This window comes from Yinghuangia sp. YIM S10712 (assembly GCF_051388935.1).
Classification (GTDB): domain Bacteria; phylum Actinomycetota; class Actinomycetes; order Streptomycetales; family Streptomycetaceae; genus Yinghuangia.
The window spans coordinates 28,926-53,258 of record NZ_JBPKBI010000003.1 but is presented as its reverse complement, the minus strand read 5'-3'; the positions used below and the strand labels follow the sequence as shown (position 1 = coordinate 53,258).

The window sequence follows — 24,333 nt, the reverse complement described above, 5'->3', positions numbered from 1 at the left end:
CCCCCCCCCCCCCCCCCCCCCCCCACACGGGTGTCGAACGGTTCAGCTCTGGCGGACCGGGATGTCGCGGATCAGGGCTTGGGTGGGCTCAAGTTGGTTGAAGAAGTCGTTGCCCTTGTCGTCGACGACGATGAAGGCGGGGAAGTCTTCGACCTCGATCTTCCAGACGGCTTCCATGCCGAGTTCGGGGTATTCGATGACCTCGACGGACTTGATGCAGTCCTGGGCGAGGCGGGCGGCCGGGCCGCCGATGGAGCCCAGGTAGAAGCCGCCGTGCTTGTCGCAGGCGTCGGTGACCTGCTGGGAGCGGTTGCCCTTGGCGAGCATGACGAAGGAGCCGCCGGCGGCCTGGAATTGCTCGACGTAGGAGTCCATGCGTCCGGCCGTGGTCGGGCCGAAGGAGCCGGAGGCGTAGCCCTCGGGGGTCTTGGCGGGGCCCGCGTAGTAGACGGCGTGGTCGCGGAGGTACTGCGGCATCTCCTCGCCGGCGTCCAGGCGCTCCTTGATCTTGGCGTGCGCGATGTCGCGCGCGACGACGACCGGGCCGGTGAGCGAAAGCCGGGTCTTGACCGGGTACTTCGACAGTTCGGCGCGGATCTCGCTCATCGGGCGGTTGAGGTCGATCTGCACGACGTCGTCGGAGAGGTCTTCGTGCGTCGTGTCCGGGAGGTACTTCGCGGGGTCGGTTTCGAGCTTTTCGAGGAACACGCCCTCGGCGGTGATCTTGGCCAGGGCCTGGCGGTCGGCGCTGCACGAGACGGCGATCGCGACGGGCAGCGAGGCGCCGTGGCGCGGCAGGCGGATCACGCGTACGTCGTGGCAGAAGTACTTGCCGCCGAACTGCGCGCCGATGCCCATGTCCTGCGTGAGCTTCAGGATCTCGGCTTCGAGTTCGAGGTCGCGGAAGCCGTTGCCGAGCGGGGAGCCGGTGCCGGGCAGCGTGTCGAGGTAGCGCGCGGAGGCGTACTTCGCGGTCTTGAGCGCGAACTCGGCGCTCGTGCCGCCGATGACGACCGCGAGGTGGTACGGCGGGCACGCGGCGGTGCCGAGCGAGCGGATCTTGCCGTCCAGGAACTTCAGCATCGCGGCCGGGTTCAGGATGGCCTTGGTCTCCTGGTACAGGTACGACTTGTTGGCGCTGCCGCCGCCCTTGGCCATGAACAGGAACTTGTACGCGTCACCGGCCGTCGCGTACAGCTCGACCTGCGCCGGCAGGTTGTTGCCGGTGTTCTTCTCGTCCCACATCGTCAGCGGGGCCATCTGCGAGTAGCGCAGGTTGAGCTCGGTGTACGCGTTGCGGATGCCCCGCGACAGGTGCTCCTCGTCGCGGCCGTCGGTCAGCACGTGCTGTCCGCGCTTGCCCATGACGATCGCCGTGCCGGTGTCCTGGCACATGGGCAGGACGCCGCCCGCCGCGATGTTCGCGTTCTTCAGCAGGTCGAGCGCGACGAAGCGGTCGTTGGGCGAGGCCTCCGGGTCGTCGAGGATCTTCGCGACCTGGGCGAGGTGGCCGGGCCGCAGCAGGTGCGCGATGTCGCGCATGGCCTCGCGGGCCAGCAGGGTCATCGCCTCGGGCTCGACCTGGAGGAAACGGCGCCCGCCGGCCTCGAACGTCGAGACACCCTCGCCGGTCACCAGGCGGTATTCCGTCGTGTCCGTTCCCAGCGGGAGCAGGTCCGTGTACGAGAAATCGTTGCTGTCGGCGGGGGGCATGGCCATCCTCGGTCGGCGGAGACAGGGCGTCCTCCAGCGTAGAACGCCCAGGGGAGGCCATTGGTTGTGAGGTCAGGCTCACCTGTCTCGACCGTGCGGGGGAACAGGCCGCCACAAATGCCGCGAATATCACACCGACCGGCCGCCCCTGCCGCCCGACCGGTGCCGCGGGTTACGTTGGGGCGCGTGTGGCTCGGCGGACGGAAGCACTTGGGCGCGTAGGGAGGGAACCACTTCATGGGAGACCTGCTCGTCGGCATCGACCGCGCCAAAGGAAACGTCGGAGCGCAGATCACCGCCGGGCTGCGGGACGCCGTGCGCACCGGACGGCTGGCCCCCGGCGACCGGCTCCCGTCCAGCCGCACCCTTGCGGCCGATTTGGGCGTCTCGCGCGGAATGGTCGTCGAGGCGTACGAACAGCTCGTCGCCGAGGGCTACCTGACGAGCCGTCACGGATCCGGGACGCGGGTCGCCGACATCCCTGAGCGGCACGCACCGGGCGCATCCGAGGCACCGTCCGAGGCACCGCGCGACGCCCAGGGCGTCGAGGCCGCGCCGCCGTACGACCTCAAGCCCGGAACCTCCGACATGTCGGCGTTCCCCAGGGGCGCGTGGCTCGCCGCGACGCGGCACGCGCTCGCGACCGTGCCGCACAGCCGCCTCTCCTACGGCGACCCGGGCGGCGTGCCCGAACTGCGCACCGCGCTGGCCGCCTACCTCGGCCGCGTCCGCGCGGCGATCGCGTCGCCGGACCGCATCGTCGTCGTCGGCGGCGTCGCGCAGGGTGTCGCCCTGATCGTCCAGGCACTCGCGGCGCGCGGGCACACGCTGCTCGCCGTCGAGGACCCGTCGAGCGCGACCCAGCGCGGGCTGCTGCGCAGCAACGGCCTGCCGATCGTGGGTGTGCCCGTCGACGGCGAAGGCCTCGACGTCGACGCGCTCGCGCGTACCGGCGCCCGTGCCGTGCTGGTCACCCCCGCCCACCAGTACCCGACCGGTGTGGTGTTGTCGCCCGAGCGGCGGGCGCGGCTGACCTCGTGGGCGCGCGACGTCGACGGGCTGGTCATCGAGGACGACTACGACGCGGAGTTCCGCTACGACCGCGACCCGGTCGGCTGCCTGCAAGGCCTCGACCCGGACCGCGTCGTGCACCTCGGCTCGACGAGCAAGGCCCTGGCACCGGGCATGCGGCTCGGCTGGGCGGTGGTGCCGCACACGTGGCTGGAGCAGGTCCGCGAGCTCAAGCGGTACGCGGACCTCGGGTCGGCGGTGATCAACCAGTTCGCGTTCGTCCGCCTGCTGGAGAGCGGCGGGTACGACCGGCACCTGCGCGCGATGCGGCTGCGCTACCGGTCGCGGCGCGACGCGGTGGCCGAGGCGTTCGCGGAGTTCCTGCCCGAGGTGCGCCTCGACGGCATCCGGGCGGGCCTGCACCTGTATGCCGAACTGCCGCCCGGCTGTCGCGAGGAGTCGGTGGTCAAGGCCGCCGGCGCGCGCGGCGTGCGCGTCGAACCGGTCGGCCCTATGCGGGAGTCGGCCCACGGGGCGCCGCAGGCCCTGGTGCTCGGCTACGCGTCGCTCGGCGAGGAGCGGCTGCGCGAGGCCGTCGCCCTGCTCGCCGAGGCGTGCCGGGAAGCCGCCTGACGCGGGTCGCCCGCGGATCCCCTTCGCGCCCGGTCCGTCGGGCGTCGCGGGCGGCTATGGTCGTCTGCGTGGAGCAGCCTGCGGAGAGCCCTGAGAACCCGGTGCCCGACGGGCCGTCACGGGTGCCCGATGTGTCGGACGCGGCCGTTGTACGCGGCGTCCCCGACGTCCCGCGGACCCCGGACGAGCCGGTCCGGTCGGCCGCGGTCGGCGGGATTCCCACCGGGCCCGTCTCGCCGGCCGACATGCGGGCGTCCGACGCGGACCGCGACCGGGTCGCGCAGGTGCTGCGCACCGCCTTCGAGGAGGGCCGCCTCACGATCGACGAGCACACCGAGCGGATCGAGGCGTTGTACGCCGCGAAAACGATGGGCGAGCTGGAGCCCCTGACGTTCGACCTGCCGGTCGGCGCACGGCTGAACCTGGCGAAGCCGTCCGGTACGGTGCCCGCCGCGCGCCCGGTGTACGAGCCGCTGCCGCCGGGCGCGGCGCCGACCGAGACGCCGTCCGTGGTGGCGGTGTTCGGCGGCGCGGAGCGCAAGGGGCCGGGCCGCATCGGGCGGCGCCTGCGTGCCGCGGCGGTGTTCGGCGGGGTCGAGATCGACCTGTCGGAGGCGACGTTCGACGAGCCGGTGTTGGTCGTCGACGCGGTGACCATCTTCGGCGGCATCGACGTGCGGGTGCCGGAGGGAGTCACCGTACGCGGCCACGGCGCGGGCATCTTCGGCGGCTTCTCCGTGCATCAGCACGTCGCGGACGACCCCGGCGCCCCCGTGGTCGTCGTACGCGGCGCCGCGGTGTTCGGCGGCGTCGACGTCCGGCGGAAGAAACCCAAGAAGTCGCGCGACGACTGACGACTCGTCAGGACGCAAACACATCGCATCAAGCACAACCTCGCGGGCATAGACGCCGCGTCAGCGGACAGAACTTCGGACACGGCCCGGTGCCGCCGCAATCCCGTCGATCATCAGTGCCGCCATCGGCATCCCCCCGAACCGAGGCGAGATCGACGTGTGCCGCCGACTTCCCGCCGTGCCGTCGGCGTCGGTGGAGCGTGGCCAATCGGCTGCGGAGCGTTGCCGACAGGCCTGGGACGCGCGATGATTGCCCGGTGAGACAGAAGACTTAATCGGGCCATTTCCCGGATGTTTCCCGGGTGTTGCTTTCCCGTCAGTTGTCTTGCACGGGGGCATGCACCGGGATTTGGTCGGGTAGGCCCGTCTGTGGGACGTACGACCCGCCTAGTCCGCGAGGAGACAAACGTGCCCCACCCGAGCGATCTGCCTTCTTCCGCGCACGACATCGCCGAACTCGACAAGCCCGCCTCCACCTGGATCCCGCCCGCGACAGGCGCCTGTCGCGTGGAGGACCTCCGCCTGTTCCTCGGCAAGCCCGAGGAACCCGCCGTCGTGCGCATCGCCCGGGAGGAGGACGCCAAGCGCATATGCGCCCGCTGCGCGGTCCTGCTCGAATGCCGGGCCGCGGCGCTGGCCGACGCAGGCCCCGCCCCCGAGACCACCGGAGTGCGTGGTGGCCTGACCCCCGAGGAGCGCCGCGCGATCGCCCTGCGGCTGCGCCGCCGCGGCACCCGCCGCGTATCCGGCCGCTGACCGACGGCCGTCCGCCGCGAACCGAACCGGGCTCGGGACCCCGGCTCCCGACCGCCCGCCGCAGAATGCCGACCACCGCCGCTGCCCGCCGACCGACCCACCGCCGACCGACCCAGCCGACCGCGCCACCGCCGACCGACTGCCCGGCGAACACCGCACCGACCTGCGACCGGCATCCGCCGACGGCGTCACCCTTCGTCACGCGCCCCGCCTCGTACCTTCCTGCACCAGCCGATCGTGCGGGGTGTCCGTCGTCAACCTCGCCAACCTGCCCAGCAGTTCGGTGAGTTCGGCGTGCTGTTCCGGTGACAGGTCCGCCATCACCTCGGCGAGCAGTTCGCGCCGCGCGTCGACCAGGCGTTCGACGACGGCTTTGCCCGATGCGGTGAGCGACATCCGTTGTTCGGAGTCGACACTCGCGTGCCCCGCGACGATCAGCTGGTCCGCGTACTTGCGTACGGACGCGACCGGTTCGTGGATCTTCTGCGCGAGCGCGCCGTCGGTGACCGGCTCGTACCGACCGAGCTGCACGAGCCCGAAGGCGCACGGCACGGAGATGTCCAACCCCGCGCGTTCGATCATGCGTTCGTAGCGCTTCCAGCCGTTCTCGCGGTGAACCAGGCGCGCCATCGCGTGCTCGACCTCCTCGACCGAACTGCGCGCGGTCGGCTGGTACGTCTCGAACGGGTCGGGAGTCTCGGTGGACTTGCGCAGCGGGATCTCCTTCAGCGTCAGGCTGAGCAGGAACGCCACGACGATGATCAGCGCCGCGATCATGAACACCGTCTGCAACGACTGGGCGTACGCGTGCACGAAACCGTCGCGCGTCGCGGTCGGCAACCGGTGCAGCGCGTCCGGGCTCGACGCGACGGTCTCCGGGTCCGCACCGGGCGGCAGTTGCAGCCCGGTCGGCCCCAACTTGTCGAGTTGCTCGCGTAGTTGCGCGTTGAAGACAGACCCGAAGATCGCCGCGCCGAACGATCCGCCGATCGACCGGAAGAACGTCGCGCCCGATGTGGCGACACCAAGATCCCGGTAGTCCACGGAGTTCTGCACCGCGAGCACGATGACCTGCATGACCAGGCCCAGTCCGAGCCCGAAGACCAGCATGTACAGCGACGACGCGGCCGTGGTCGTGTGCTCGTCCATGCGCGACAGCATGAACATGCCGACGGCCATCACCGCGGTGCCCAGGACCGGGAAGATCTTGTAGCGCCCCCATCGGGTGATGAGTTGGCCGCTGGTGATCGACGCCACCAGCAGGCCGATCATCATCGGCACCAGCCGCAGCCCCGACGAGGTCGGCGACGCGTCGTTGACGACCTGCATGAACAGCGGCAGGAAGCTCAGCGCCCCCATCATCGCGAACCCCACGACGAACCCGATGGCCGCCGTCGTGCGGAAGATCGGCTGCCCGAACAACCGCAGCGGCATCACGGGTTCGGCTGCCCTGCGCTCCACCGCGATGAAACACGCGATCAGCACCGCCGCGGCGATGCCGAGCCCCCAGATCTGCGCCGACATCCACGGGTACGTCGTGCCGCCGAACGTACTGAGCAGCACCAGACACGTCGTCGCCCCGGCGAGCAGCACGATGCCCGTGTAGTCGATCGTCGGACGCTTGCGGATGTCGTGCGTGTGCAGGGCGAACGCGGTGACGACCAGCGCGAGGACACCGATCGGCAGGTTGATGTAGAAGACCCAGCGCCACGTCAGGTTGTCGACGAAGAACCCGCCGAGCAGCGGCCCCGCGACGCTCGTGACGCCGAAGACCGCGCCGAACAATCCGGCGTAGCGCCCGCGTTCGCGGGGCGGTACGACGTCGCCGATGATCGCCTGCGACAACACCATCAGCCCGCCGCCGCCGAGCCCCTGGACCGCGCGGAACGCGATGAGCTGCGGCATGTTCTGCGCGATGCCGCACAACACCGAGCCGATCAGGAAGATCACGATCGACGCCTGGTACAGCGTCTTGCGCCCGACCAGGTCCCCGAGCTTGCCCCACAGCGGGGTGCTGACCGTCGACGCGAGCAGGTACGCGGTCACCACCCACGACAGGTGGTTGAGCCCGCCGAGGTCGCCCACGATCGTCGGCAGCGCGGTCGACACGATCGTCTGGTCCAGCGCGGCAACCAGCATGCCGAGCATCAGACCGGTGAAGATCAGCCAGAGCCGTTGACCCTGGGCAGCCCCCTGCGTCGGCGGCTGCGCCGCTTCCGCGTCCCGCGCCCCGGCTGTCGGGCTCCCGGAACGCGCAGGCTTGCCACGAGAGGTCATCCGCTCCTCCAGGATCGCTGCGGCCGACCGGCGACCGCGCACGCCGACAACCTGTCAGCTATACCCGGAAAAACGGATTGAAGGGGGAAAGCGCGAAACCCACACCGGGTGGGCGCGACGGGCCCGGGCGCGGGCGGGTGGTGAGCAGCAGGTCCGGAACGCGATCGGGGTGGGTGAAATGCCGTTTGCGGCATTTCACCCACCCCGGATCGGGGAGTTTCACCGAGCGCGCTGCGGCGGCCTGCTGCCGCAGGGACCGCGGCGCGCTTCCGTGCTACCGCGCGCGGTCGAAGTCGATCGTGCTGTAGGCGCGCAGCTTCGACAGGCGGTGCTGGCTGTCGATGTTGCGGATCGTGCCGCTCTTGGAGCGCATGACCAGCGACGACGTCAGGGCCGTGCTGGAGCGGTAGCGCACGCCGCGCAGCAGTTCGCCGTCGGTGATGCCCGTCGCGACGAAGAAGACGTTGTCGCCGGAGACCAGGTCGTCGGTCAGCAGCACGCGGTCGAGGTCGTGGCCGGCGTCGATGGCCTTCTGGCGCTCCGCGTCGTCCTTGGGCCACAGGCGGCCCTGGATCACGCCGCCCATGCACTTGATGGCCGCGGCGGCGATGATGCCCTCCGGCGTACCGCCGATGCCGAGGAGGAGGTCGACGCCCGTGCCGTCCTTCGCGGCCATGATCGCGCCGGCCACGTCGCCGTCGGTGATGAACTTGATGCGCGCGCCCGACTCGCGGATCTCCTTGACGATCGACTCGTGGCGCGGCCGGTCGAGGATGCAGACCGTGACGTCCTCGGGGGTCGAGTTCTTGGCCTTGGCGACACGGCGGATGTTCTCGCCCACGGACACGGTCAGGTCGACCACGTCGGCGGCCTCGGGGCCGGTGACGAGCTTCTCCATGTAGAACACCGCCGACGGGTCGTACATGGAGCCGCGCTCGGCGACCGCCATGACGGCGACGGCGTTGTTCATGCCCTTCGCGGTGAGCGTCGTGCCGTCGACCGGGTCGACCGCGACGTCGCACTCGGGACCGGAGCCGTCGCCGACCCGCTCCCCGTTGAACAGCATCGGCGCGTCGTCCTTCTCGCCTTCGCCGATCACCACGACGCCGTTCATCGACACCGTGCCGATGAGCGTGCGCATGGCCTTGACCGCCGCGCCGTCGGCGCCGTTCTTGTCACCGCGGCCGACCCAGCGGCCGGCGGCCATCGCGGCGGCCTCGGTGACGCGGACGAGTTCGAGGGCGAGGTTCCGGTCGGGAGCCTCGGGGTCGACGACGAGCTGCGGCGGTACGGACTGGTCCGTCATAGTGGCGGGCCTTTCCTGTCGGGGAATCGAATCCGGGACCTTGAGGGTGCCCTGATCCCCGGCGGCCGTACTCGTCCCTCCGGTGCGGGCGGCGGCGCTGTCGGGCGACGCTGCTGACACCAAGATGACGCGGCACCGGGCCCGGAAGATTCCAACGGGATTGCCCCGATGTTATCGGCACGGACCGGTATCGGCGCAGGTAGGGCCGAATCCGGGCGCCGGTACGGGGGTTTTGCGGCTTTCGCGGGCATGGCATGGCAACCGAACGGCTGTACGAGGTGGCTCACGTCACAACGCGGTCAGCACGACACCGGTCGCCTTGACTCCGACCCACACCGGCAGCCCTTCGCCGAGGCCGAGCTCCGCGGCGGCGGACGCGGTGACCTCGGCGACCACGTCGGGACCGTCCGTACCGTGCACGGACACCCGCAACCGCGTGCCGGTGCCCGTGACTTCGGCGACCTCGCCGCGCCAGACGTTGCGCTCGCTGCCCTCGGGGCGTTCGCGGTGCAGGGTGACGTGGTCCGGGTGCACGGTCACCAGCACGGGCCCGCGCGGCGCCGGGTCGGCGCCGGCCAGCAGGTGCCCGTCCGCGAGTCGTACGCCGTCCGACCCGCCTTGCCCCGCATAGGCGTTCAGCCCCAGCATCCGCGCGACCCACGCGGACCGGGGCGCGCGTGTCACCTCCGCGGGCGGGGCGTCCTGCACGACGGCGCCCGCCTCGATCACCAGCATGCGGTCGGCCAGGCTCAGCGCGTCGACGGGATCGTGGGTGACCAGCAGGCACGCGCCGTCGTACGGCCCGAGGTGGCGCCGCAACGTGTGGCGCACGGCCGTACGCGTCTCGACATCGAGCGCAGCCAAGGGCTCGTCGAGCAACAGCAGGCGCGGTTCGGGGGCGAGCGCGCGGGCGAGGGCGACACGCTGCTGCTGGCCGCCGGACATCTGGCCCGGGCGCCGGCCCGCAAGCTCGGAGAGGCCGAGCCGATCGAGCCATTCCCGTGCGGTGTCCTGCGCCTGACGGCGGCTCAGACCGCGCCCGCGCAATCCGTAGGCGACGTTGCGCGACGCGGTCAGGTGCGGGAACAGCGCGCCGTCCTGCGGGACATACCCGACGCGCCGCCGGTGCGGGGGCAGCGCCCCGACGTCCCGGCCATCGATCGCCACGGCGGCCCTCGCAGGGCCCGGCAGCCCCGCGAGCGCGCGCAGGAGCGTCGACTTGCCGGCGCCGTTGGGCCCCACCACCGCGATGACTTCGCCCGCGGCGACGGTGAGCCGGGCGGTGACGAGGCCTTCCGCGCGGGCCACGAGTGCGGGGGTCATGACGTCTGCCCTGTTTCGGCGGACGCTGCCGAACGTGCCGCCGAACGCCGCCCGCGCAGCGTGTCCTTCGCCGGGGACAGCCAGCGTCCGCGCAGCGTCACCAGCACGACGACCGAGACGACGAGCAGCAGCAGGCTCACCGCGACGGCGGTGTCCGGATCGTCCTGCAACATCAGGTACACCGCCAGCGGCAGGGTCTGGGTCTCGCCCGGCAGGTTCCCGGCGAACGTGATCGTGGCGCCGAACTCGCCCAGCGCGCGCGCCCACGCCAGTGCCGCGCCGGCCGCCAGCCCGGGGGCGATGAGCGGCAGTGTGACCGTCGCGAAGACCCGCAGCGGCCCGGCGCCCAGGGTGGCTGCGGTCTCCTCGTAGCGGCGGTCGAGGCCGGCGATGGCACCCTCGACCGACAGCACCAGGAACGGCAGCGCGACGAACGCCCCGGCCAGCATCGCGCCTGTCATGGAGAAGGTGAGCCGTACGCCCATCGCCTCCAGCCACGGCCCGAGCAGCCCCTTGCGGCCGAACGCGAGCAGCAGCGCGACACCCCCGACGACGGGCGGCAGCACGAGCGGCAGCAGCACGAGCGCACGGACGAGGGACTTGCCGGGGAAGTCGACACGGGCAAGCAGCCACGCGAGCGGCACCCCGAGCACCAGGCTGATGCCGAGCGCCCCGAACGAGCACTGGAGAGACAGCCGCAGCGCGGTGCGTACGGCCGGGTCGCCCAGCCGTTCCGGCACCGACTGCCACGGCGCGCGCACGAGCAGACCGACGAGCGGGAGGACGACGAACGCGAGCCCGACCACCGCCGGAACCCACAGCAGGAGCGGAACACGCGGCCGCGGAGTCCGTGGGCGACCGGGATCAAGGGAGTGCCGTTCCACGGCACTGTCCATCCCATGATCCCGGGGAGCGGTCATGGCGCCACGAAACCGTACTTCGCGAGGACCTGCCGCGCCTCGGGGGTCAGCAGCCACCGCGCGAACGCGTTCGCCGGGCCCTGCTTGCCGCTGTCCTTGATCACCGCGACAGGGTAGGACGCGACCACGTTGAACTGCTCCGGGATCTCCACCGACGCGACGTCGTCACCCGCGGCGGAGGCGTCGGTCGTGTACACAATCCCCGCGTCCGCCTCGCCCATGCGCACGCGCGTCACGATGGCCTTGACGTCGGTCTCCTCCGACTTCGGCCTGACCTCGATCCCCGCCTTCGCCAGCGACTCGCGAGCGTAGCGCCCCACCGGGACGGTCGGGCCGGCGAGCACCACGGTCAGGTCGCCGCGCGACAGGTCGGCGAGCGATGTGATGCCCTCGGGGTTGCCCGGCGCGACGATGATCGTCAGCTTGTTCTTCGCGAAGACCTGCGGATCGGTGACCTCGCCGGCCAGACCGTCCATGGTCCTGGTGTCCGCGGTGGCGATGACGTCCGCCGGGGCCCCCTGCCTGACCTGCGCCGCGAGCTCCTGGGAGCCGGCGAACGAGAACTTGACCGTCTGGTCCTTGTGGTTGTTCGCATAGACCTCGGACGCCTCGTTGAACGCCCCGGTCAGCGAGGCGGCGGCCAGCACGGTGATCGTGGAGGGCCGCGTCCCGGAAGACGCGCCGGACGCGGGCTCGTCGTCCCCGCCGCCGCATCCCGCCGACACCAGCGCGAGCGCGGCGGCGACGGCCGTCGGGGCGGCGGCACGCCGCCATGTCCCCGCAGTCGCCTCGGTGTTCCCGATCGTCATGGCAGTTCCACGGTGACGCTTGTCGACTTGACCGACGCGACCGCCTCGACACCGGGCACCAGGCCCAGTTCCTCGACGGCCTCGCGGGTCAGCAGCGAGACCACCCGGTGCGGCCCCGCCTGGATCTCCACCTGCGCCGCGACGTCGCCCAGGATCACCTTGGTGACGATGCCGGGGAACGAATTGCGGGCCGAGGTCGGCCGGGGGCTGTCCGGTACCCCGGCGCCCGACTCCTCGGCCAGCGACACCGCGAACGCCGCGAGCGCGGCACCCTCGACGACCCGGTGACCGTGGTCGTCGCGGGACGTGGGCAGGCGTCCGGAGTCCGCCCAGCGGCGTGCGGTGTCCGGGCTCACCCCGAGAAGCTGGGCCACCCGGCCCATGCGGTAGACAGGCATGTGCGGGACGTTACAGCAATATCCTCTCGCATCTGCAAGGGGTAATCGCTTTTCACCTTGCATATGCGGTAGCAGCACACCCGCTGCGGGGGCATTCCGGGGCATGGGGGACGATGGTGCCGTGGCAAAGAAGCGTGGGCTGGAGACCGTCCGGGACATGGTGTTCTCGCTCGGGGCCGTCGGCATCGTCGTCGTGCTGCTGCTGCTCTTCGGGCGGCACAGCGAGCAGGACCCGGTCAAGCCGATCGACTACACGCTGAAGTTCCAGCAGGCGAGCCAGGTCGCGCCGTACCCGCTGCTCGCCCCCGAGGGCCTGGCCGAACGCTGGCGCCCGACCTCCGCCTACTTCGACGGCACCGACCCGGACGAGACCACGTGGCACATCGGGTTCATCAACCCGGCCGACGAGTACGCGGCGGTCGAGCAGGGCAACGGGACGCCGGACGACTTCGTCAAGGACAAGGGCAAGAACGGCAGGCCCGTCGGCTTCGTCGACGTGGCCGGGGAGCAGTGGAAGTCGTACGACGGCCCCAAATACCGCTCGCTCGTGCGCGTCGAGAACGGTGTGACGACCATGGTCACCGGCACCGCGACCTACGAGGACCTCGCCACCCTCGCGGCAGCGCTCCGCCCCGCGACCCCGCTGCCCGGCATGGGACCGATCCCGGCCGCCACAACGGCCCCCTGAGCGGTCCGGCGGATCGGCCCGGTACGGGGGTCCGGCGGAACGGCCCGGCCGAACGTTCCGGTACGAGCGGTCCGTCACGAGCGGTCCCATACGCGCGGTCCGACCTGCCGGTCGAGTCCGTCCCGTCCGTGCGGACGATCATGTGCGCAGGCGTGTGACCAGCGCAGACACCTGCCAGGTTGCGGGTGGCGGAACACCTTCTTCCGACGGTTTGGTGGGGTGGCATCGGAAGTTCACCCCGGAGTCGCCCGGATGTCTTGATCCAAATGTCAGCCTTCGGCAGTGGATGTCTCGTACTTCTGCGGAAGCCTCGCCGAGCTGAGCGCCGAGCGGCTGTATCGCCTGCTCGCGCTGCGCAGCCAGGTCTTCGTGGTCGCCCGCCAGCGGGCTCGCCACGAACCCGACGGACTCGACATCGAACCCGACACCTTGCACGTGTGGGCCGAGCGCGACGGCGTACCGGTGGCAACGCTGCGCTTGACCGAGGACTCCTCGGGATTCCTGCGCCTGAGCCGCCTGTGCACCGCGACCAAGGAGCGCCGCAAGGGATACGCCACCACTCTCCTCGAACACGCCGTCACCCTCGCGGAAGGCCGCCCGATCGTCGCCGACGTTTTCGTACGCAGCGCGCCGTGGTTCGAACAACGCGGCTTCGCCGCCCTCGGCAGCCGGTCGGTCGTCGACAGCGAACCGCACCTCCACCTGCGCTACGACCCCGCCTGGCTGACTGCCAAGGCGGAGGCCAACGCGGCCGGGCAACCGTATGTGCCGGCGTGGGTCGCCCTGTGACGCGTCCTGCGAGTCGCCCTGTGACCGGCCCTGTGACCGGTCCCGTGACCGGTCACGTGCTCCGTGCGGCGCGGCGGTGGCGCCCGGTCGACACCAGACCGGGCGAAGGGTGGGAGGTGCTGCCCCGGCTGCGGTGGGTCGTGTTCGGCATACTCGCCGCGGTGGTGATGCTCGGCCTGACGATCGCCGTCGCACTGGCGGACGGGTGACAGACGGTTGACACCGAGACGCACGGGAACCGGCGCGACCGCCGGTTCCCGTGCGTCTCGATCAAGCTATTCCTGCTCTTTCACCACCGCGTCGAGCCGGGCGCGCGCGCCGTCGAGCCACTGCTGACACACCGCGGCCAGCTTCTCCCCGCGCTCCCACAGCGCGAGGGACTCCTCCAGCGTGATCCCCCCGGTCTCCAGCCTGCGGACGACCTCGACAAGCTCGTCGCGGGCCTGCTCATACCCCAGCGACTCCTCCGGGGAGCCCGCCGCGTCCGCGTCCGCATTCTTCTCGGTCATGGCGACCAGCCTAGGCGGCCCTACCGACGCGCCGGGTCGACCTGCACAATCGCCCCGCGGTCCGCGCCCAGGACGCCCACGACCCGGGCGGTGACACCGTACGCCCGCTCCGGGCCGGGGTCGCCGGTGCCCAGCACGGAACCGCCGTACGGCACCCCGTAATGCGCGGTGTCCGGTGTCCCGTCCGGCAGGACGACCCGGGTCGAGTACGGCTCGCGGGCCGGGACCACCGTGCCGCCGTCGCGGAGCCGGTCGACCGGCTTCCCGTCGAGGTATTCGACGCCCGCGACCCAGCCGCGTTCGTCCGTGAACGCCGGCTGCCCGGCGAGCGGCGGGAACTCCTGGCACCACTCACCCCGCGTGTGGCACGCCTCGAAGGGAGCCGTGGGGTCGGGTGAGAAGGCGGCGTTCGAGGACTGCGCGCGGTTCTCCAGGTTCTTCAGCGGGTTGCGGGTGCTCGTGTAGTGCTCGCCCGCCTCGCCGCTCCACCGCAGCGGATCCACGTGCGCGTCGACCAGCAGCACCGACCCCTTCGGCCCGTGGCTCGGCGGGGCGTCCAGCGCGAACCGCACGCCGTTGCTCTGGTACTCGGCGTCCCGCAGCCACACCAGCAGGCCCGGCACGTTGTAGGGGAGGGGCGCCACCTTCGTGCCCTTCCCGTCGCCGACGCCGCGCACAGTCGTGTACGCGTACCGCAGGCCCTCGTCGAAGCCGGTCGGCGTGCGCCACTCCAGCAGGTAGTACTGCTCGCGTTGCATCGAGCCGGACGTACGCGACCAGCCTTCGCCGCGCGTGATCGTGGACGTGCCGAGCATCGTGCGCCAGCCCGCGTCGCCGTTCTCGACGTCGTCGGACCACACCGTCGCGCCGTCCACGACGAGCGCGAAGTCGTCGGCGAACCAACCCCGTTCGGCGAACGCGGCGTCCGTCATGAGGCCGAGCCGCACCTGCACCGTGCGGCCCGCGTAGGCGGTGAGGTCGACGCGGTCGTGCCGCCAGCCGCCGCTGTCGCCGGTGAGGGCGTTGGTCTTGCGGAACTCCGCCAGGTTGCGGTTCGGGTCCGGGTAGTCGGTCGGCGTCGTCACCGGGCTGCCGGCCTCGTCGAACACCGGCAGTTGCGCCCAGGTGGCGCCGTTGTCGGCGGACACCTCGACAAAACCGAAGTCCCAGTCCTCCTCGATCACATAGTCGTTCCACATCCACAGCGCGGCATCGCGGGCACCGGCCGGTACGGCGACATCGCGGACGATCGCGGTGTCCGCCCACTCCTGGTCGCGCCCGGAGTACCACATGCCGGAGCCGGAGTGCGGCGCACCGATGCGGACGGTCTCGGCCGGGAGGTCGACGCGGACGGAATCGTGCGTGCCGGCAAGGGGTTTCGCGGCGGAGCCGAGAATCAGCGCGCGCTGGGCGTCGCCGACCTCGATGCGTTCCGGCTCGGTCCAGCCGAGCACGTACTTCGACCATGCGCCCATGTGCGCGGGCATCGACTGGAACAAGGGCCCGCTGTGCGACCCCGACGCCATCAAGTCCCAGAAATCGACGTCGGTTTCGCCGCCGCTGAAGTTGTCGTACAGGTCGGGCAGCCCGAGATCGTGCCCGAACTCATGGGCGAAGACACCCACTCCGGAATCCTCCGGCTGCACGATGTAGTTCGCCACCTTGAGGTCGGTGCCGGGTACTTGGTGGCCCCGCAGCACGTTGCCCGCGTGCGCCCAGATCGCGTACGTGCCCTCGGCGCCGCCGCCCGCCGACTTGTCGCGACCGGCGTGCACAAGGACCAAGTGGTCGACCACGCCGTCGGGTTCGCGCAGGTCGCCGTCGTGGTCGGCGTCACCGAGGTCTTCGCGGTCGTAGTCGGACCACGGGAAGTGGGGCTGCGCCGCGGCCAGGGCGTCGACCGCGTCGGTGACGAACTGCCTCATGCCGCGCGGGTTGCCGGGATGGCCGCTGTTGTCCTGGCGCGGGGCGTCGCAGTGGCCGGCGGCGTACCAGGCCTCGGAGTGCGGCACCTTCACCCAACCGACGGCCTGACCGCCGACGCGGTACGCGCCCTTCGACATCTCGTAATAGAAGTTGCGCATGGTCAGACCGGTGAGGTCCACGCCGGGCCTGCCGTCCGGGCCGGTCAGCTCGGGGCGCACCCGGTCGGTCAGGCCGGTCTCGGAGTAGAGCAGCGCGTTGTAGTAGGCGGGTGAGAAGTCCGGCACCCACATCGAGTTGTTGTCGTCGGTGCCGGCCGGGTCGGGGAGCCGGTTGTGCAGCGGCCCGTTCATGACGGTGCCCGGCGGTTCGGTCACACATGTGGGGTCGGCGACGCTGGTCGGACGCCGGAAGCCGGAGAAGTCGTCGTTCGCCTGGTCGTTGAACTCGACGAGGAGCGTGAGTAGTTGGGCTTCGTGCGGCGCGTCGGCGTCGCGCCCGGCGCGGCGTTCCTGTTCCGCGCGGATCTCCCGCGGGCTGCGGCCGGTCGCGGTCGCCTCCGCCTCGATCGCGGCGAGGCCGCGTGCCGCCGGGGGATTGCCGCCTGCGAACTTCCGGTCCAACTCCCGGGCTTGCCGCGCCGCGGCGTCGATGCGGGATCGTCTCGCGTTGTCCACAGCATGTGGATCAGGCGGCAGGTTCTCGCGCGGAGCCACATAGTTGACGTAGTGGTCGGCCTCGGAGGGAACCCAGCGGGCGGGGGAGTCGGCGGCGGCCCGCGACGGTTGCAGAGGCCCGGCCCCGGCGACCAACGCCGCCCCCAGGCACGAAACCGCGAGCAGACGACGAAACGGAAAACCGACACGGCGCATGGCAGCTCCTGGGACGACGAACCCCGAAGCTTCCGACATTAGGTTGCGCCGGATCGCCCACCAGCCGGCACGCCAAGCGTGCGCCCCGGAATCACCCCATCGGGTCCTTGCGGACCCACGGCAGAGCCCTGCCGGGTGACGGGGCTCTCGGACCGGGGCGGCGGTTTCGGCTCAGGAGTTCTTCAGGGTTGTGGTCAGGGCGGACCACGAGGTTGTGGCGATGGTGAGGTTGCCGCGTGTGGTGTCCTTGCTGTCGCGGACGGCCATCGCGCTTGTGCCGATACGCGCCCCCTCAACGCACTCGCCGCCACTGTTGTCGCTGTGGCTGGACTTGAACCAGTCGCCGGGCCGGGGCGTGGGGGTCATGGTCAAAGCTCCTTGATGGCTTGGTCGATCATGCGCAGCGATTCTCGCGGGCTGGCTGCGACAGCCTGAAGCTCGTCGAATGCATCGTGGTACCTGGCTACCGTGTGATCCTCTCGGAGGACCCAGGCATCGGCAAGCTTCTCCATGTAGAGCAGTGGCTTGAGTCCGGCATCGTTGCGGAAGGTCAAAATGGTGAACTGGCCGTTCATCGCTGGGTGCAGCCCGGCCTTGAACGGCACCACTTGAAGCCTGACGTTTGGCAACCTCGCCATGTCGATCATGTATCCGAGCTGCTGGCGCGTGACGTCCGCACCGCCGACTTCGCGACGCAATACGGCTTCATTCACGACGGCGGTCAGTTTGAGTGGTGAATTGGGGCGACGCAGCACTTCCTGCCGCGTCATCCGCACCGTGACGAGCAGATCCATATCGTCCTCGTCCAAGCCCATGATCGTCGCTTGGTGGATGGCCCGCACGTACGGCTCGCACTGCAACAGCCCTGGGACGAACTCCGGTTGGTACGTGTGCAACCGCTCAGCGGTCGCCTCCTGTCCGATGAACGCCTTCAAGCTCGGCCGGATCACCGGCCGGAACTTCGGCGACTGCCACCAATCCCGCCGCGTCTTCGTGACCACCGCGTAGCCCTCCAGCGTCGACCGCGTCTCCGCGTCCGCGCCGTACACCGCACACAGCGCCATCACATCCGTTAACTCCACGATCGCGTTCTCACCCTTCTCCAGCCGGGTGATCTTCGACGGGCTCCACAGCAGCCGCTTGGCCACGGCCCCCGCCTTGTGGCCCGATTCCAGTCTCAGTCGCCGCAGTTCGGTGCCGAGCTGGAGGCGGCACAGCGCGGGAGGAGCGGATTCCATATCTGCCGTCATCGGGACCTCTCTCCCAAGGAGTGGACGCACATTCTGCCGTGGCGCGTGACGTTCTGCGCCGCAGCAGAATGTTTCATCTCGCTGTGAAATATCCTTGCCCCCGACGGCAGTTGCCTGGAAAAGCAAGAAGCGATTTTCCGCCACGAGTGTATCCGTCGGTCACATCCCCCTGCCACGGTTTCCTCTTAAGGGAAACCCCGTCCACTCAGAGGCGGGTGCGGCAAAGGGAAGGCGTATTCGGCATGTTCACCGACGTGTTTCGGCATCCGATCTCCGATGCCACTCGCACGGCGCAGAAGCTTGCTGCGGCATTCGAGGCGACGGGCATCCAACTTCCGTGCGTCCAACCGACATTGCTTGCCGACGGGTCGCCCGGCGTGCGCATCGGCCCCGTCCCCGCCGCGCTTGCCGACCGTCTCGCCGAGCGGCTGGAGGAACGGGCATTGACCGGCGGCGGCGTGAACGCTGCTACACCCGGCGACGATTCGCAGGGCAGCACACAGGACGCGCAGCCCCCGAGCCCCGTACGCCCCTACGTCTCCCGCCTCTTCGTCCGTCCCGACATGGGGTCGTACCCCAGGGAGTTCCGGGCCGTCACCATCCGCCCGCGTCCACCAGTCGTGCTGGTGGCCTGGGGCGCCGACGCCGCACACGCGACCCTCGCCCTGCACCGAGGCCGTTGCCACGCCGAGGATTTCGGTTTCCACGTGCAGGAGTCGTTCACCGGTTACGGCGGCAGAATGCGTGAATCGCCGCTGGTCGCCATCGCGCTTCACCACTTCGAGCGCCGCGAGGTCACCTACGGCCTCGCGTGGTGGCTCGTACGCCACTCCGCCGTCTCCCCACGCGACCGCGAGAACGCCCGCACCGCATTACGCCAGACCTGGACGCAAAATGCCGCCGAAGCAGGCGAGTTCCGCACCGGCCCGGCGGACTACGGCCCCCAATCCCTCCGCCCGGCCGTCGACGGCCGATGGGTTCACGGAAGACGTATATGAACGCATGACGGTCAATCGCAAAGCGATCAACCGCTACCCTCGTTCACCGCCAAGAGCACCTGACGCCCCTGCGGAGCAGGGCAGGGGCAGCGGAACCGCCCCCGAGCGGTTCGGTGTTCAGCACAGTGAAAGGCGAACGCCCGTGACTCACGCGGATGCTGATAGTCTGTGAGGTATGGGGCATTTGTCGGTCAAGCGGGCGTATCGGTACCGCTTCTACCCCACGGATGAGCAGGCGGCGGAGCTGTCGCGTACGTTCGGCTGTGTCCGTCTCGTCTACAACAAGGCCCTGGAGGAGCGCACCCGGGCTTGGTTCGGCGAGCAGCGCCGTGTCTCGTACGTGGAGTCGTCGGCCGCGCTGACCGCGTGGAAGAAGAGCGGTGAACTCGCGTTCCTCGGCGAGGTGTCGAGCGTTCCGCTCCAGCAGGCGCTGCGGCACCTGCAGACGGCGTTCGGCAACTTCTTCGCGCGGCGGGCGGGGTATCCGCGGTTCAAGTCGCGGAAGAGGTCCCGTGCGTCGGCGGAGTACACCCGCTCCGCGTTCACGTGGCGCGACGGGAAGCTGACGTTGGCGAAGATGTCCGGGCCGTTGGACATCCGCTGGTCGCGTCCGCTGCCCGACGAGGTGACGCCCACCACCGTGACGGTGTCCCGCGATCCGGCCGGGCGCTGGTTCGTGTCGCTGCTGTGCGACGACACCATCGTGCCTGCCCCGGCCACCACGAACGCGGTCGGTGTGGACGCGGGCGTCACGTCGCTGGTGACGCTCTCGACCGGGGAGAAGATCGCCAACCCGAAGCACGAGCGACGCGACCGTGCCCGCCTCGCCAAGGCGCAGCGGGAGCTGTCCCGGAAAGCGAAGGGCTCCAACAACCGCGCGAAAGCCCGCGTGAAGGTCGCCCGCGTCCACGCGCGGATCACGGACCGGCGGCGGGACTTCCTGCACAAGCTCACTACTCGACTCGTCCATGAGAACCAAGTGGTCGTGATCGAGGACCTGACCGTCCGCAACATGCTCAAAAACCGCGGGCTCGCCCGCGCGATCTCGGACGCGGCGTGGCGGGACATGCGGATGATGCTGGAGTATAAGTGCGCTTGGTACGGGCGCGAACTCGTCGTGGTCGACCGCTGGTTCCCCAGTTCCCGGTTGTGCGGGGCGTGCGGAACCGTGCGGGGGAGGCTGCCGCTGGACGTCCGCGCGTGGACGTGCGGATGCGGCGTGGTCCACGACCGCGACGTGAACNTCCCCAGTTCCCGGTTGTGCGGGGCGTGCGGAACCGTGCGGGGGAGGCTGCCGCTGGACGTCCGCGCGTGGACGTGCGGATGCGGCGTGGTCCATGACCGCGACGTGAACGCCGCGAACAACATTCTGGCCGCCGGGCTGGCGGTTGCCGCCTGTGGAGACGGTGTGAGACCTCAACGGGAGTCCTCCCGGACGGGGCGGTCGTCGCTGAAGCAGGAAACGTCCCAACCGCCGCGCTGACGCGCGGCGGCTCGGCCGCGAGGCCGAGGGGAATCCCCCTCGTTCACGATGGGGAGGAAGTCAAGGAGGCGCGGTCACAGCGGCCGACTCCCTTGGCCGAGTGGCCGGACACCGGAGTCGCCGACGAAGCGGAACTCCCGGTCACCTGGCGGGAGATCGACCACGCAGTCACCGACGCCGAACGATTCGTGCTGGTCTGCTGCTGCCCGAAACCAGGCTCTGGGTCTCCGGGCACGCCGACGACCACGACGGATGCGTGGTCTGGCTGGAGCGCCCGGGGAAGTTCGCGTCGCTGGGGTTCGGACGGAACGTCCCGACCACCGTCGCGGGCGACGGCCGGCTCGCGGAGGACTTCGTCCGAGCGGTGCGCTGGTGGCACGATCACGACCGACCGCAGGCGGAAGGCTTCGGTCTGCGCATCACCCCGGACGGCGAACTCGCGCGTCAGGAGGTGTGGTTCGGTTCACCGGGGCATTCGATGGCCTCCCGATGAGTTGTCTCCCAGGGCTGTGGGGGCGATCGGCTTAGCCCGCGCCCCCATCAAGTAACTTGCGCGGTCGGTCAGTTGTCGGCGACGACCACCGTCATCCGCCCCGCCGCGACGCGGGCCGTCAGTTTCTCGCCGGTCGCCACCTCGTCGGGACGGCGCACAGCCTGGCCGTTGCCCTTCTGGAGGACCGCGTAGCCGCGCTCCAGCGTCGCGGCCGGGGAGAGGGCGACGACGCGGGCACGCGTGTGCTCAAGGTCCGTCGCCGCGTGGTCGAGGCAGTGGCGCAGCGTGCGCCGCGAGCGGTCGAGCAGGGCGGCGATCTCGTCTTCGCGGACCTCCACCACGCGGTACGGGTCCGCGAGCACCGGACGGCTGCGCACCGACGCCAGGCCGTGCTCCTCGCGTTCGATCCTCATCGCCATGGTGTGCCGTGCGCGGTCGCGGAGTTGGCGTACGCGGGTCTGCTCCTCGCCGACATCGGGGACCATCTTCTTCGCGGCGTCGGTCGGCGTCGACGCGCGCAGGTCGGCGACCAGGTCGAGCAGCGGCGAGTCCGGTTCGTGCCCGATCGCGCTCACGACCGGTGTCGTGCACCGGAACACCGCCCGGATCAGCGCCTCGTCGGAGAAGGGCAGCAGATCCTCGACGCTGCCGCCGCCGCGCGCGATGACAATGACGTCGACCGATGGATCCGCATCGAGCTCCTCGACCGCCGCGATCACCTGCGGCACCGCGTGCACGCCCTGCACCGCGACGTTCCGCACCTCGAACTGCACGGCCGGCCACCGCCGCCGCGCGTTCTCCAAAACGTCGCGCTCCGCCGCGCTCGCGCGCCCGCACACCAGGCCGATTCGGTGCGGCAGGAAAGGCAGCGGCGTCTTGTGGCGCGGGTCGAACAGCCCCTCGCCGGCCAGCGCCCGCCTCAAATTCTCCAGACGGGCCAGCAACTCCCCGATGCCGACCGGCCGGATCTCGGCGGCACGCAACGAGAGCGTGCCGCGCGGGGCGTACCACTCCGGTTTCGCCTGCACGACCACCCGCGCGCCCTCGGACACCACGTCGGCGACGGCGTCGAAGACCCGCCGGTAACAGGTGACCGAGATCGAGACGTCCACCGACGGGTCACGCAGCGTCAGGAACACCACGCCGGCCCCCGGGCGGCGGCTGAGCTGGGTGATCTGGCCCTCCACCCAGACCGCGCCGAGGCGGTCGATCCACCCGCCGATGAGGCGCGAGATCTCCGAGACCGGGACGGGGGATTCCGCAGAGGTTGTCAGCGCCATGCCGCCACATTACGGGCCGGGGCCGACAGTTCGGATGGGCGAGGTCGGAACCGCAGCCGGGAGGCGCCCGTACCATGGACACCATGACTGAGGCCGCCGCTGCCCCGCACGCCCGCCGCGTCCTGCTCGCCGCCCCCCGGGGTTACTGCGCGGGCGTGGACCGAGCCATCGTCACCGTCGAGAAGGCCCTTGAGCTGTACGGGGCCCCGGTCTACGTCCGCCACGAGATCGTGCACAACAAACACGTCGTCGAGACGCTCCGCAAGCGCGGCGCGGTCTTCGTCGACGAGGCGTACGAAGTGCCCGAGGGCGCCACGGTGATCTTCTCGGCGCACGGCGTCGCCCCGGTCGTCCACGAGCAGGCCGCCGAGCGCCGGCTCAAGACCATCGACGCGACGTGCCCGCTGGTCACCAAGGTGCACAAGGAAGCCGTGCGCTACGCCGAGGACGGCTACAACATCCTCCTCATCGGCCACGAGGGCCACGAGGAGGTCGTCGGCACGATGGGCGAGGCGCCCGAGAGCATCACGCTCGTCGACGGGCCGGGCAGTGTCCCCGACGTCGAGGTGGAGAACCCATCGAAGGTGGTGTGGCTCTCACAGACCACGTTGTCGGTCGACGAGGCCATGGCCACCGTCGGCGCGCTCAAGGAGAAGTTCCCGCTGCTGGAGAGCCCGCCCAGCGACGACATCTGCTACGCGACGCAGAACCGCCAGACCGCCGTCAAGCAGATCGCGGCGGAAGCCGACCTCATCATCGTGGTCGGGTCGAAGAACTCGTCGAACTCGGTGCGGCTGGTCGAGGTCGGCCTTGAGGCCGGCGCGAGCGCGTCGTACTTGGTGGACCACGCCGGCGAGATCGACGAGGCCTGGCTGGAGGGTGTGCGCACGGTCGGCGTGACCAGCGGAGCCTCGGTGCCCGAGGTCCTGGTCGACGGCGTTTTGGATTGGCTCGCGGAGCGCGGATTCGACGATGTGCGCGTGCACACGGCCACGGAGGAGAAGCTCGCCTTCTCGCTGCCGCAGGAGCTGCGCCGCGATCTGAAGGCCGCGGGCCGGCCGGCCTGAGCCGGACGGGCTTCGGTCGGCGCCCGGGCGTCAGTGCTCGCGCGGCGCTTCGCGGACGTCGCGCGACTCGCGCGGATTGTGCAGGCCGGGAGCGACCCGGCCGCTCCACGCGCGATCACGGTCCACCGGCTGTCCCGCACGCGGGTCCCGGGCCTCACCCCGGGACGCGCGCGCCTCGCGGGCGGTGCGGCGGCGGGTCGCTTCGCGGTCGGCGCGGCGGCGTACCAGCACGATCACCGCGGCGACCGTCGTGCCGCCCCACAGCAGGCCGGCCTTGAAGGCCAGGGCGGTGAAGATGTCGAGGAAGGTGCGGACGAGGAAGCTCTCGGCGTTGTCGCTCGGGAACACCACGCTGAGCACCAGAACCGTCAGCGCGAAGGCGACCGGAGGTGCGAAGAACGCCGCGGTCAGATCGCGGATCCGCGTCTTCGCTGCGACCAGCGCGCTCGAGACCAGGAAAACCGTCGCGAACAGCAGACCGAGCGTGTCGGTGAACATTTCGTCCAGCAGCCCGCCCAGCAGAGTGGCGCCGGACGCGAGGACGAGCGCTCCGGGCGCGGTCAGCCCGGTTGCGGCGACGGGCCGCCGCGACGGAGCGGGACGGCGTACGCGGTCTCTCCCCGCGTCAGGTGGACCTGCGGCCGTCCGGCCGGGGGAGGCGACCGGTCCGCCGGCCTGTCTCGGCCGCGGTGTCGGCCCCCCGCCGACCGACGGCGCCGCGGGCGGATGAAGGTCAGGGGCCGTCGTGCGCGCGGTTGCGGCGGGCGGGACGGTCGCCCCGCGCACCTCGGACTCGGCCGGCGCGGGTGCGGGCGCCGGCGGGAAGCGCGGCGGTGCGGGCGGCGGCAGGTGCGGCTGCGGCGGCGGCCCGGCCACGCGGGGGTCGGTGGCGGGCGGCGTGCGCGGCGGCGCGGGGCGCGGGGCGCCGGGCGGCTGTCGGCGGCGGCGCACCGGTTCAGCCCGCTTCGGTGACGGGACGGG

General features: G+C 70.8%; 23 protein-coding genes. 10 read left to right on the top strand and 13 right to left on the bottom strand.

Annotation, left to right across the window (positions count from 1 at the left end; translation table 11 throughout):
* Positions 1-42 precede the first annotated feature (42 nt).
* Positions 43-1,713 carry a fumarate hydratase gene (locus ACRX5W_RS09570; protein WP_436787582.1) on the bottom strand — a complete coding sequence of 557 codons (1,671 nt, stop codon included), beginning with the start codon at positions 1,711-1,713 and terminating at the stop codon, positions 43-45.
* Positions 1,714-1,950: 237 nt separating this feature from the next.
* Here ACRX5W_RS09570 and ACRX5W_RS09565 point away from each other — a divergent pair, with 237 nt between their 5' ends.
* From ACRX5W_RS09565 to ACRX5W_RS09555, 3 genes are all read left to right on the top strand, one after another.
* Positions 1,951-3,357 (top strand): PLP-dependent aminotransferase family protein, encoded by a 1,407-nt coding sequence (locus ACRX5W_RS09565; RefSeq protein ID WP_436787581.1) that lies wholly within the window; start codon positions 1,951-1,953, stop codon positions 3,355-3,357.
* Positions 3,358-3,425: 68 nt separating this feature from the next.
* Positions 3,426-4,211: a DUF1707 SHOCT-like domain-containing protein gene (locus ACRX5W_RS09560; protein WP_436787580.1), complete on the top strand. Its 786-nt coding sequence runs from the start codon at positions 3,426-3,428 to the stop codon at positions 4,209-4,211.
* A gap of 408 nt (positions 4,212-4,619) precedes the next feature.
* A complete protein-coding gene (locus tag ACRX5W_RS09555) occupies positions 4,620-4,967 on the top strand; it encodes a WhiB family transcriptional regulator (protein ID WP_436787579.1) in 348 nt (115 codons plus the stop codon).
* Between the two features lie 198 nt (positions 4,968-5,165).
* Here the strand turns inward: ACRX5W_RS09555 and ACRX5W_RS09550 are convergent, their stop codons facing one another.
* The 6 genes from ACRX5W_RS09550 to ACRX5W_RS09525 all read right to left on the bottom strand — a co-directional run bounded on the left by ACRX5W_RS09550 (position 5,166) and on the right by ACRX5W_RS09525 (position 12,000).
* Positions 5,166-7,244 carry an MFS transporter gene (locus ACRX5W_RS09550; protein ID WP_436787578.1) on the bottom strand — a complete coding sequence of 693 codons (2,079 nt, stop codon included), beginning with the start codon at positions 7,242-7,244 and terminating at the stop codon, positions 5,166-5,168.
* Positions 7,245-7,518: 274 nt separating this feature from the next.
* On the bottom strand, positions 7,519-8,550 hold the full coding sequence (gene glpX / locus ACRX5W_RS09545) for a class II fructose-bisphosphatase (RefSeq protein ID WP_436787577.1): 1,032 nt from the start codon (positions 8,548-8,550) through the stop codon (positions 7,519-7,521).
* Between the two features lie 288 nt (positions 8,551-8,838).
* On the bottom strand, positions 8,839-9,873 hold the full coding sequence (locus tag ACRX5W_RS09540) for an ABC transporter ATP-binding protein (protein WP_436787576.1): 1,035 nt from the start codon (positions 9,871-9,873) through the stop codon (positions 8,839-8,841).
* A complete protein-coding gene (locus ACRX5W_RS09535; RefSeq protein ID WP_436787575.1) occupies positions 9,870-10,769 on the bottom strand; it encodes an ABC transporter permease in 900 nt (299 codons plus the stop codon). The genes ACRX5W_RS09540 and ACRX5W_RS09535 overlap by 4 nt, the downstream gene beginning before the upstream one ends.
* Positions 10,770-10,789: 20 nt before the next feature.
* Positions 10,790-11,602, bottom strand: a complete 813-nt coding sequence (modA, locus tag ACRX5W_RS09530; RefSeq protein WP_436787574.1) for a molybdate ABC transporter substrate-binding protein — start codon at positions 11,600-11,602, stop codon at positions 10,790-10,792.
* A complete protein-coding gene (locus ACRX5W_RS09525) occupies positions 11,599-12,000 on the bottom strand; it encodes a TOBE domain-containing protein (protein ID WP_436787573.1) in 402 nt (133 codons plus the stop codon). Before ACRX5W_RS09525 ends, modA begins: the two co-directional genes overlap by 4 nt.
* Before the next feature lie 121 nt (positions 12,001-12,121).
* Here ACRX5W_RS09525 and ACRX5W_RS09520 point away from each other — a divergent pair, with 121 nt between their 5' ends.
* From ACRX5W_RS09520 to ACRX5W_RS09510, 3 genes are all read left to right on the top strand, one after another.
* A complete protein-coding gene (locus ACRX5W_RS09520; protein ID WP_436787572.1) occupies positions 12,122-12,688 on the top strand; it encodes a DUF4245 domain-containing protein in 567 nt (188 codons plus the stop codon).
* A gap of 282 nt (positions 12,689-12,970) precedes the next feature.
* Positions 12,971-13,477, top strand: coding sequence for a GNAT family N-acetyltransferase (locus ACRX5W_RS09515; RefSeq protein ID WP_436787571.1), 507 nt, complete (start codon positions 12,971-12,973; stop codon positions 13,475-13,477).
* 44 nt (positions 13,478-13,521) lie between these two features.
* Positions 13,522-13,686 carry a hypothetical protein gene (locus tag ACRX5W_RS09510; RefSeq protein ID WP_436787570.1) on the top strand — a complete coding sequence of 55 codons (165 nt, stop codon included), beginning with the start codon at positions 13,522-13,524 and terminating at the stop codon, positions 13,684-13,686.
* A gap of 66 nt (positions 13,687-13,752) precedes the next feature.
* Here ACRX5W_RS09510 and ACRX5W_RS09505 read toward each other — a convergent pair whose 3' ends face one another.
* From ACRX5W_RS09505 to ACRX5W_RS09490, 4 genes are all read right to left on the bottom strand, one after another.
* Positions 13,753-13,986: an exodeoxyribonuclease VII small subunit gene (locus ACRX5W_RS09505; protein WP_436787569.1), complete on the bottom strand. Its 234-nt coding sequence runs from the start codon at positions 13,984-13,986 to the stop codon at positions 13,753-13,755.
* A gap of 20 nt (positions 13,987-14,006) precedes the next feature.
* Positions 14,007-16,781, bottom strand: a complete 2,775-nt coding sequence (locus ACRX5W_RS09500) for an immune inhibitor A domain-containing protein (protein ID WP_436787568.1) — start codon at positions 16,779-16,781, stop codon at positions 14,007-14,009.
* Between the two features lie 171 nt (positions 16,782-16,952).
* Entirely contained in the window at positions 16,953-17,147 is a 195-nt protein-coding gene (locus ACRX5W_RS09495; protein WP_436787567.1) for a DUF397 domain-containing protein, read from the bottom strand.
* A gap of 2 nt (positions 17,148-17,149) precedes the next feature.
* Entirely contained in the window at positions 17,150-18,031 is an 882-nt protein-coding gene (locus ACRX5W_RS09490) for a helix-turn-helix domain-containing protein (RefSeq protein WP_436787566.1), read from the bottom strand.
* 242 nt (positions 18,032-18,273) lie between these two features.
* Between ACRX5W_RS09490 and ACRX5W_RS09485 the strand changes: the two genes are divergently transcribed.
* The 3 genes from ACRX5W_RS09485 to ACRX5W_RS09475 all read left to right on the top strand — a co-directional run bounded on the left by ACRX5W_RS09485 (position 18,274) and on the right by ACRX5W_RS09475 (position 21,005).
* Positions 18,274-19,029 carry a hypothetical protein gene (locus ACRX5W_RS09485; protein WP_436787565.1) on the top strand — a complete coding sequence of 252 codons (756 nt, stop codon included), beginning with the start codon at positions 18,274-18,276 and terminating at the stop codon, positions 19,027-19,029.
* 175 nt (positions 19,030-19,204) lie between these two features.
* Complete coding sequence (locus ACRX5W_RS09480) at positions 19,205-20,512, top strand: RNA-guided endonuclease InsQ/TnpB family protein (protein WP_436787564.1); 1,308 nt, start codon at positions 19,205-19,207, stop codon at positions 20,510-20,512.
* Positions 20,513-20,768: 256 nt separating this feature from the next.
* Positions 20,769-21,005 carry a hypothetical protein gene (locus ACRX5W_RS09475; RefSeq protein ID WP_436787563.1) on the top strand — a complete coding sequence of 79 codons (237 nt, stop codon included), beginning with the start codon at positions 20,769-20,771 and terminating at the stop codon, positions 21,003-21,005.
* A gap of 68 nt (positions 21,006-21,073) precedes the next feature.
* Here ACRX5W_RS09475 and xseA read toward each other — a convergent pair whose 3' ends face one another.
* A complete protein-coding gene (gene xseA / locus ACRX5W_RS09470) occupies positions 21,074-22,285 on the bottom strand; it encodes an exodeoxyribonuclease VII large subunit (protein ID WP_436787562.1) in 1,212 nt (403 codons plus the stop codon).
* 83 nt (positions 22,286-22,368) lie between these two features.
* On the opposite strand from xseA, the gene ACRX5W_RS09465 reads away from it, so the two are divergent.
* Positions 22,369-23,352 carry a 4-hydroxy-3-methylbut-2-enyl diphosphate reductase gene (locus ACRX5W_RS09465; protein ID WP_436787561.1) on the top strand — a complete coding sequence of 328 codons (984 nt, stop codon included), beginning with the start codon at positions 22,369-22,371 and terminating at the stop codon, positions 23,350-23,352.
* Positions 23,353-23,382: 30 nt separating this feature from the next.
* On the opposite strand, the gene ACRX5W_RS09460 is transcribed toward ACRX5W_RS09465, so the two are convergent.
* A partial coding sequence (locus ACRX5W_RS09460; RefSeq protein WP_436787560.1) for a DUF6542 domain-containing protein occupies positions 23,383-24,333 on the bottom strand: 951 nt, incomplete at its 5' end.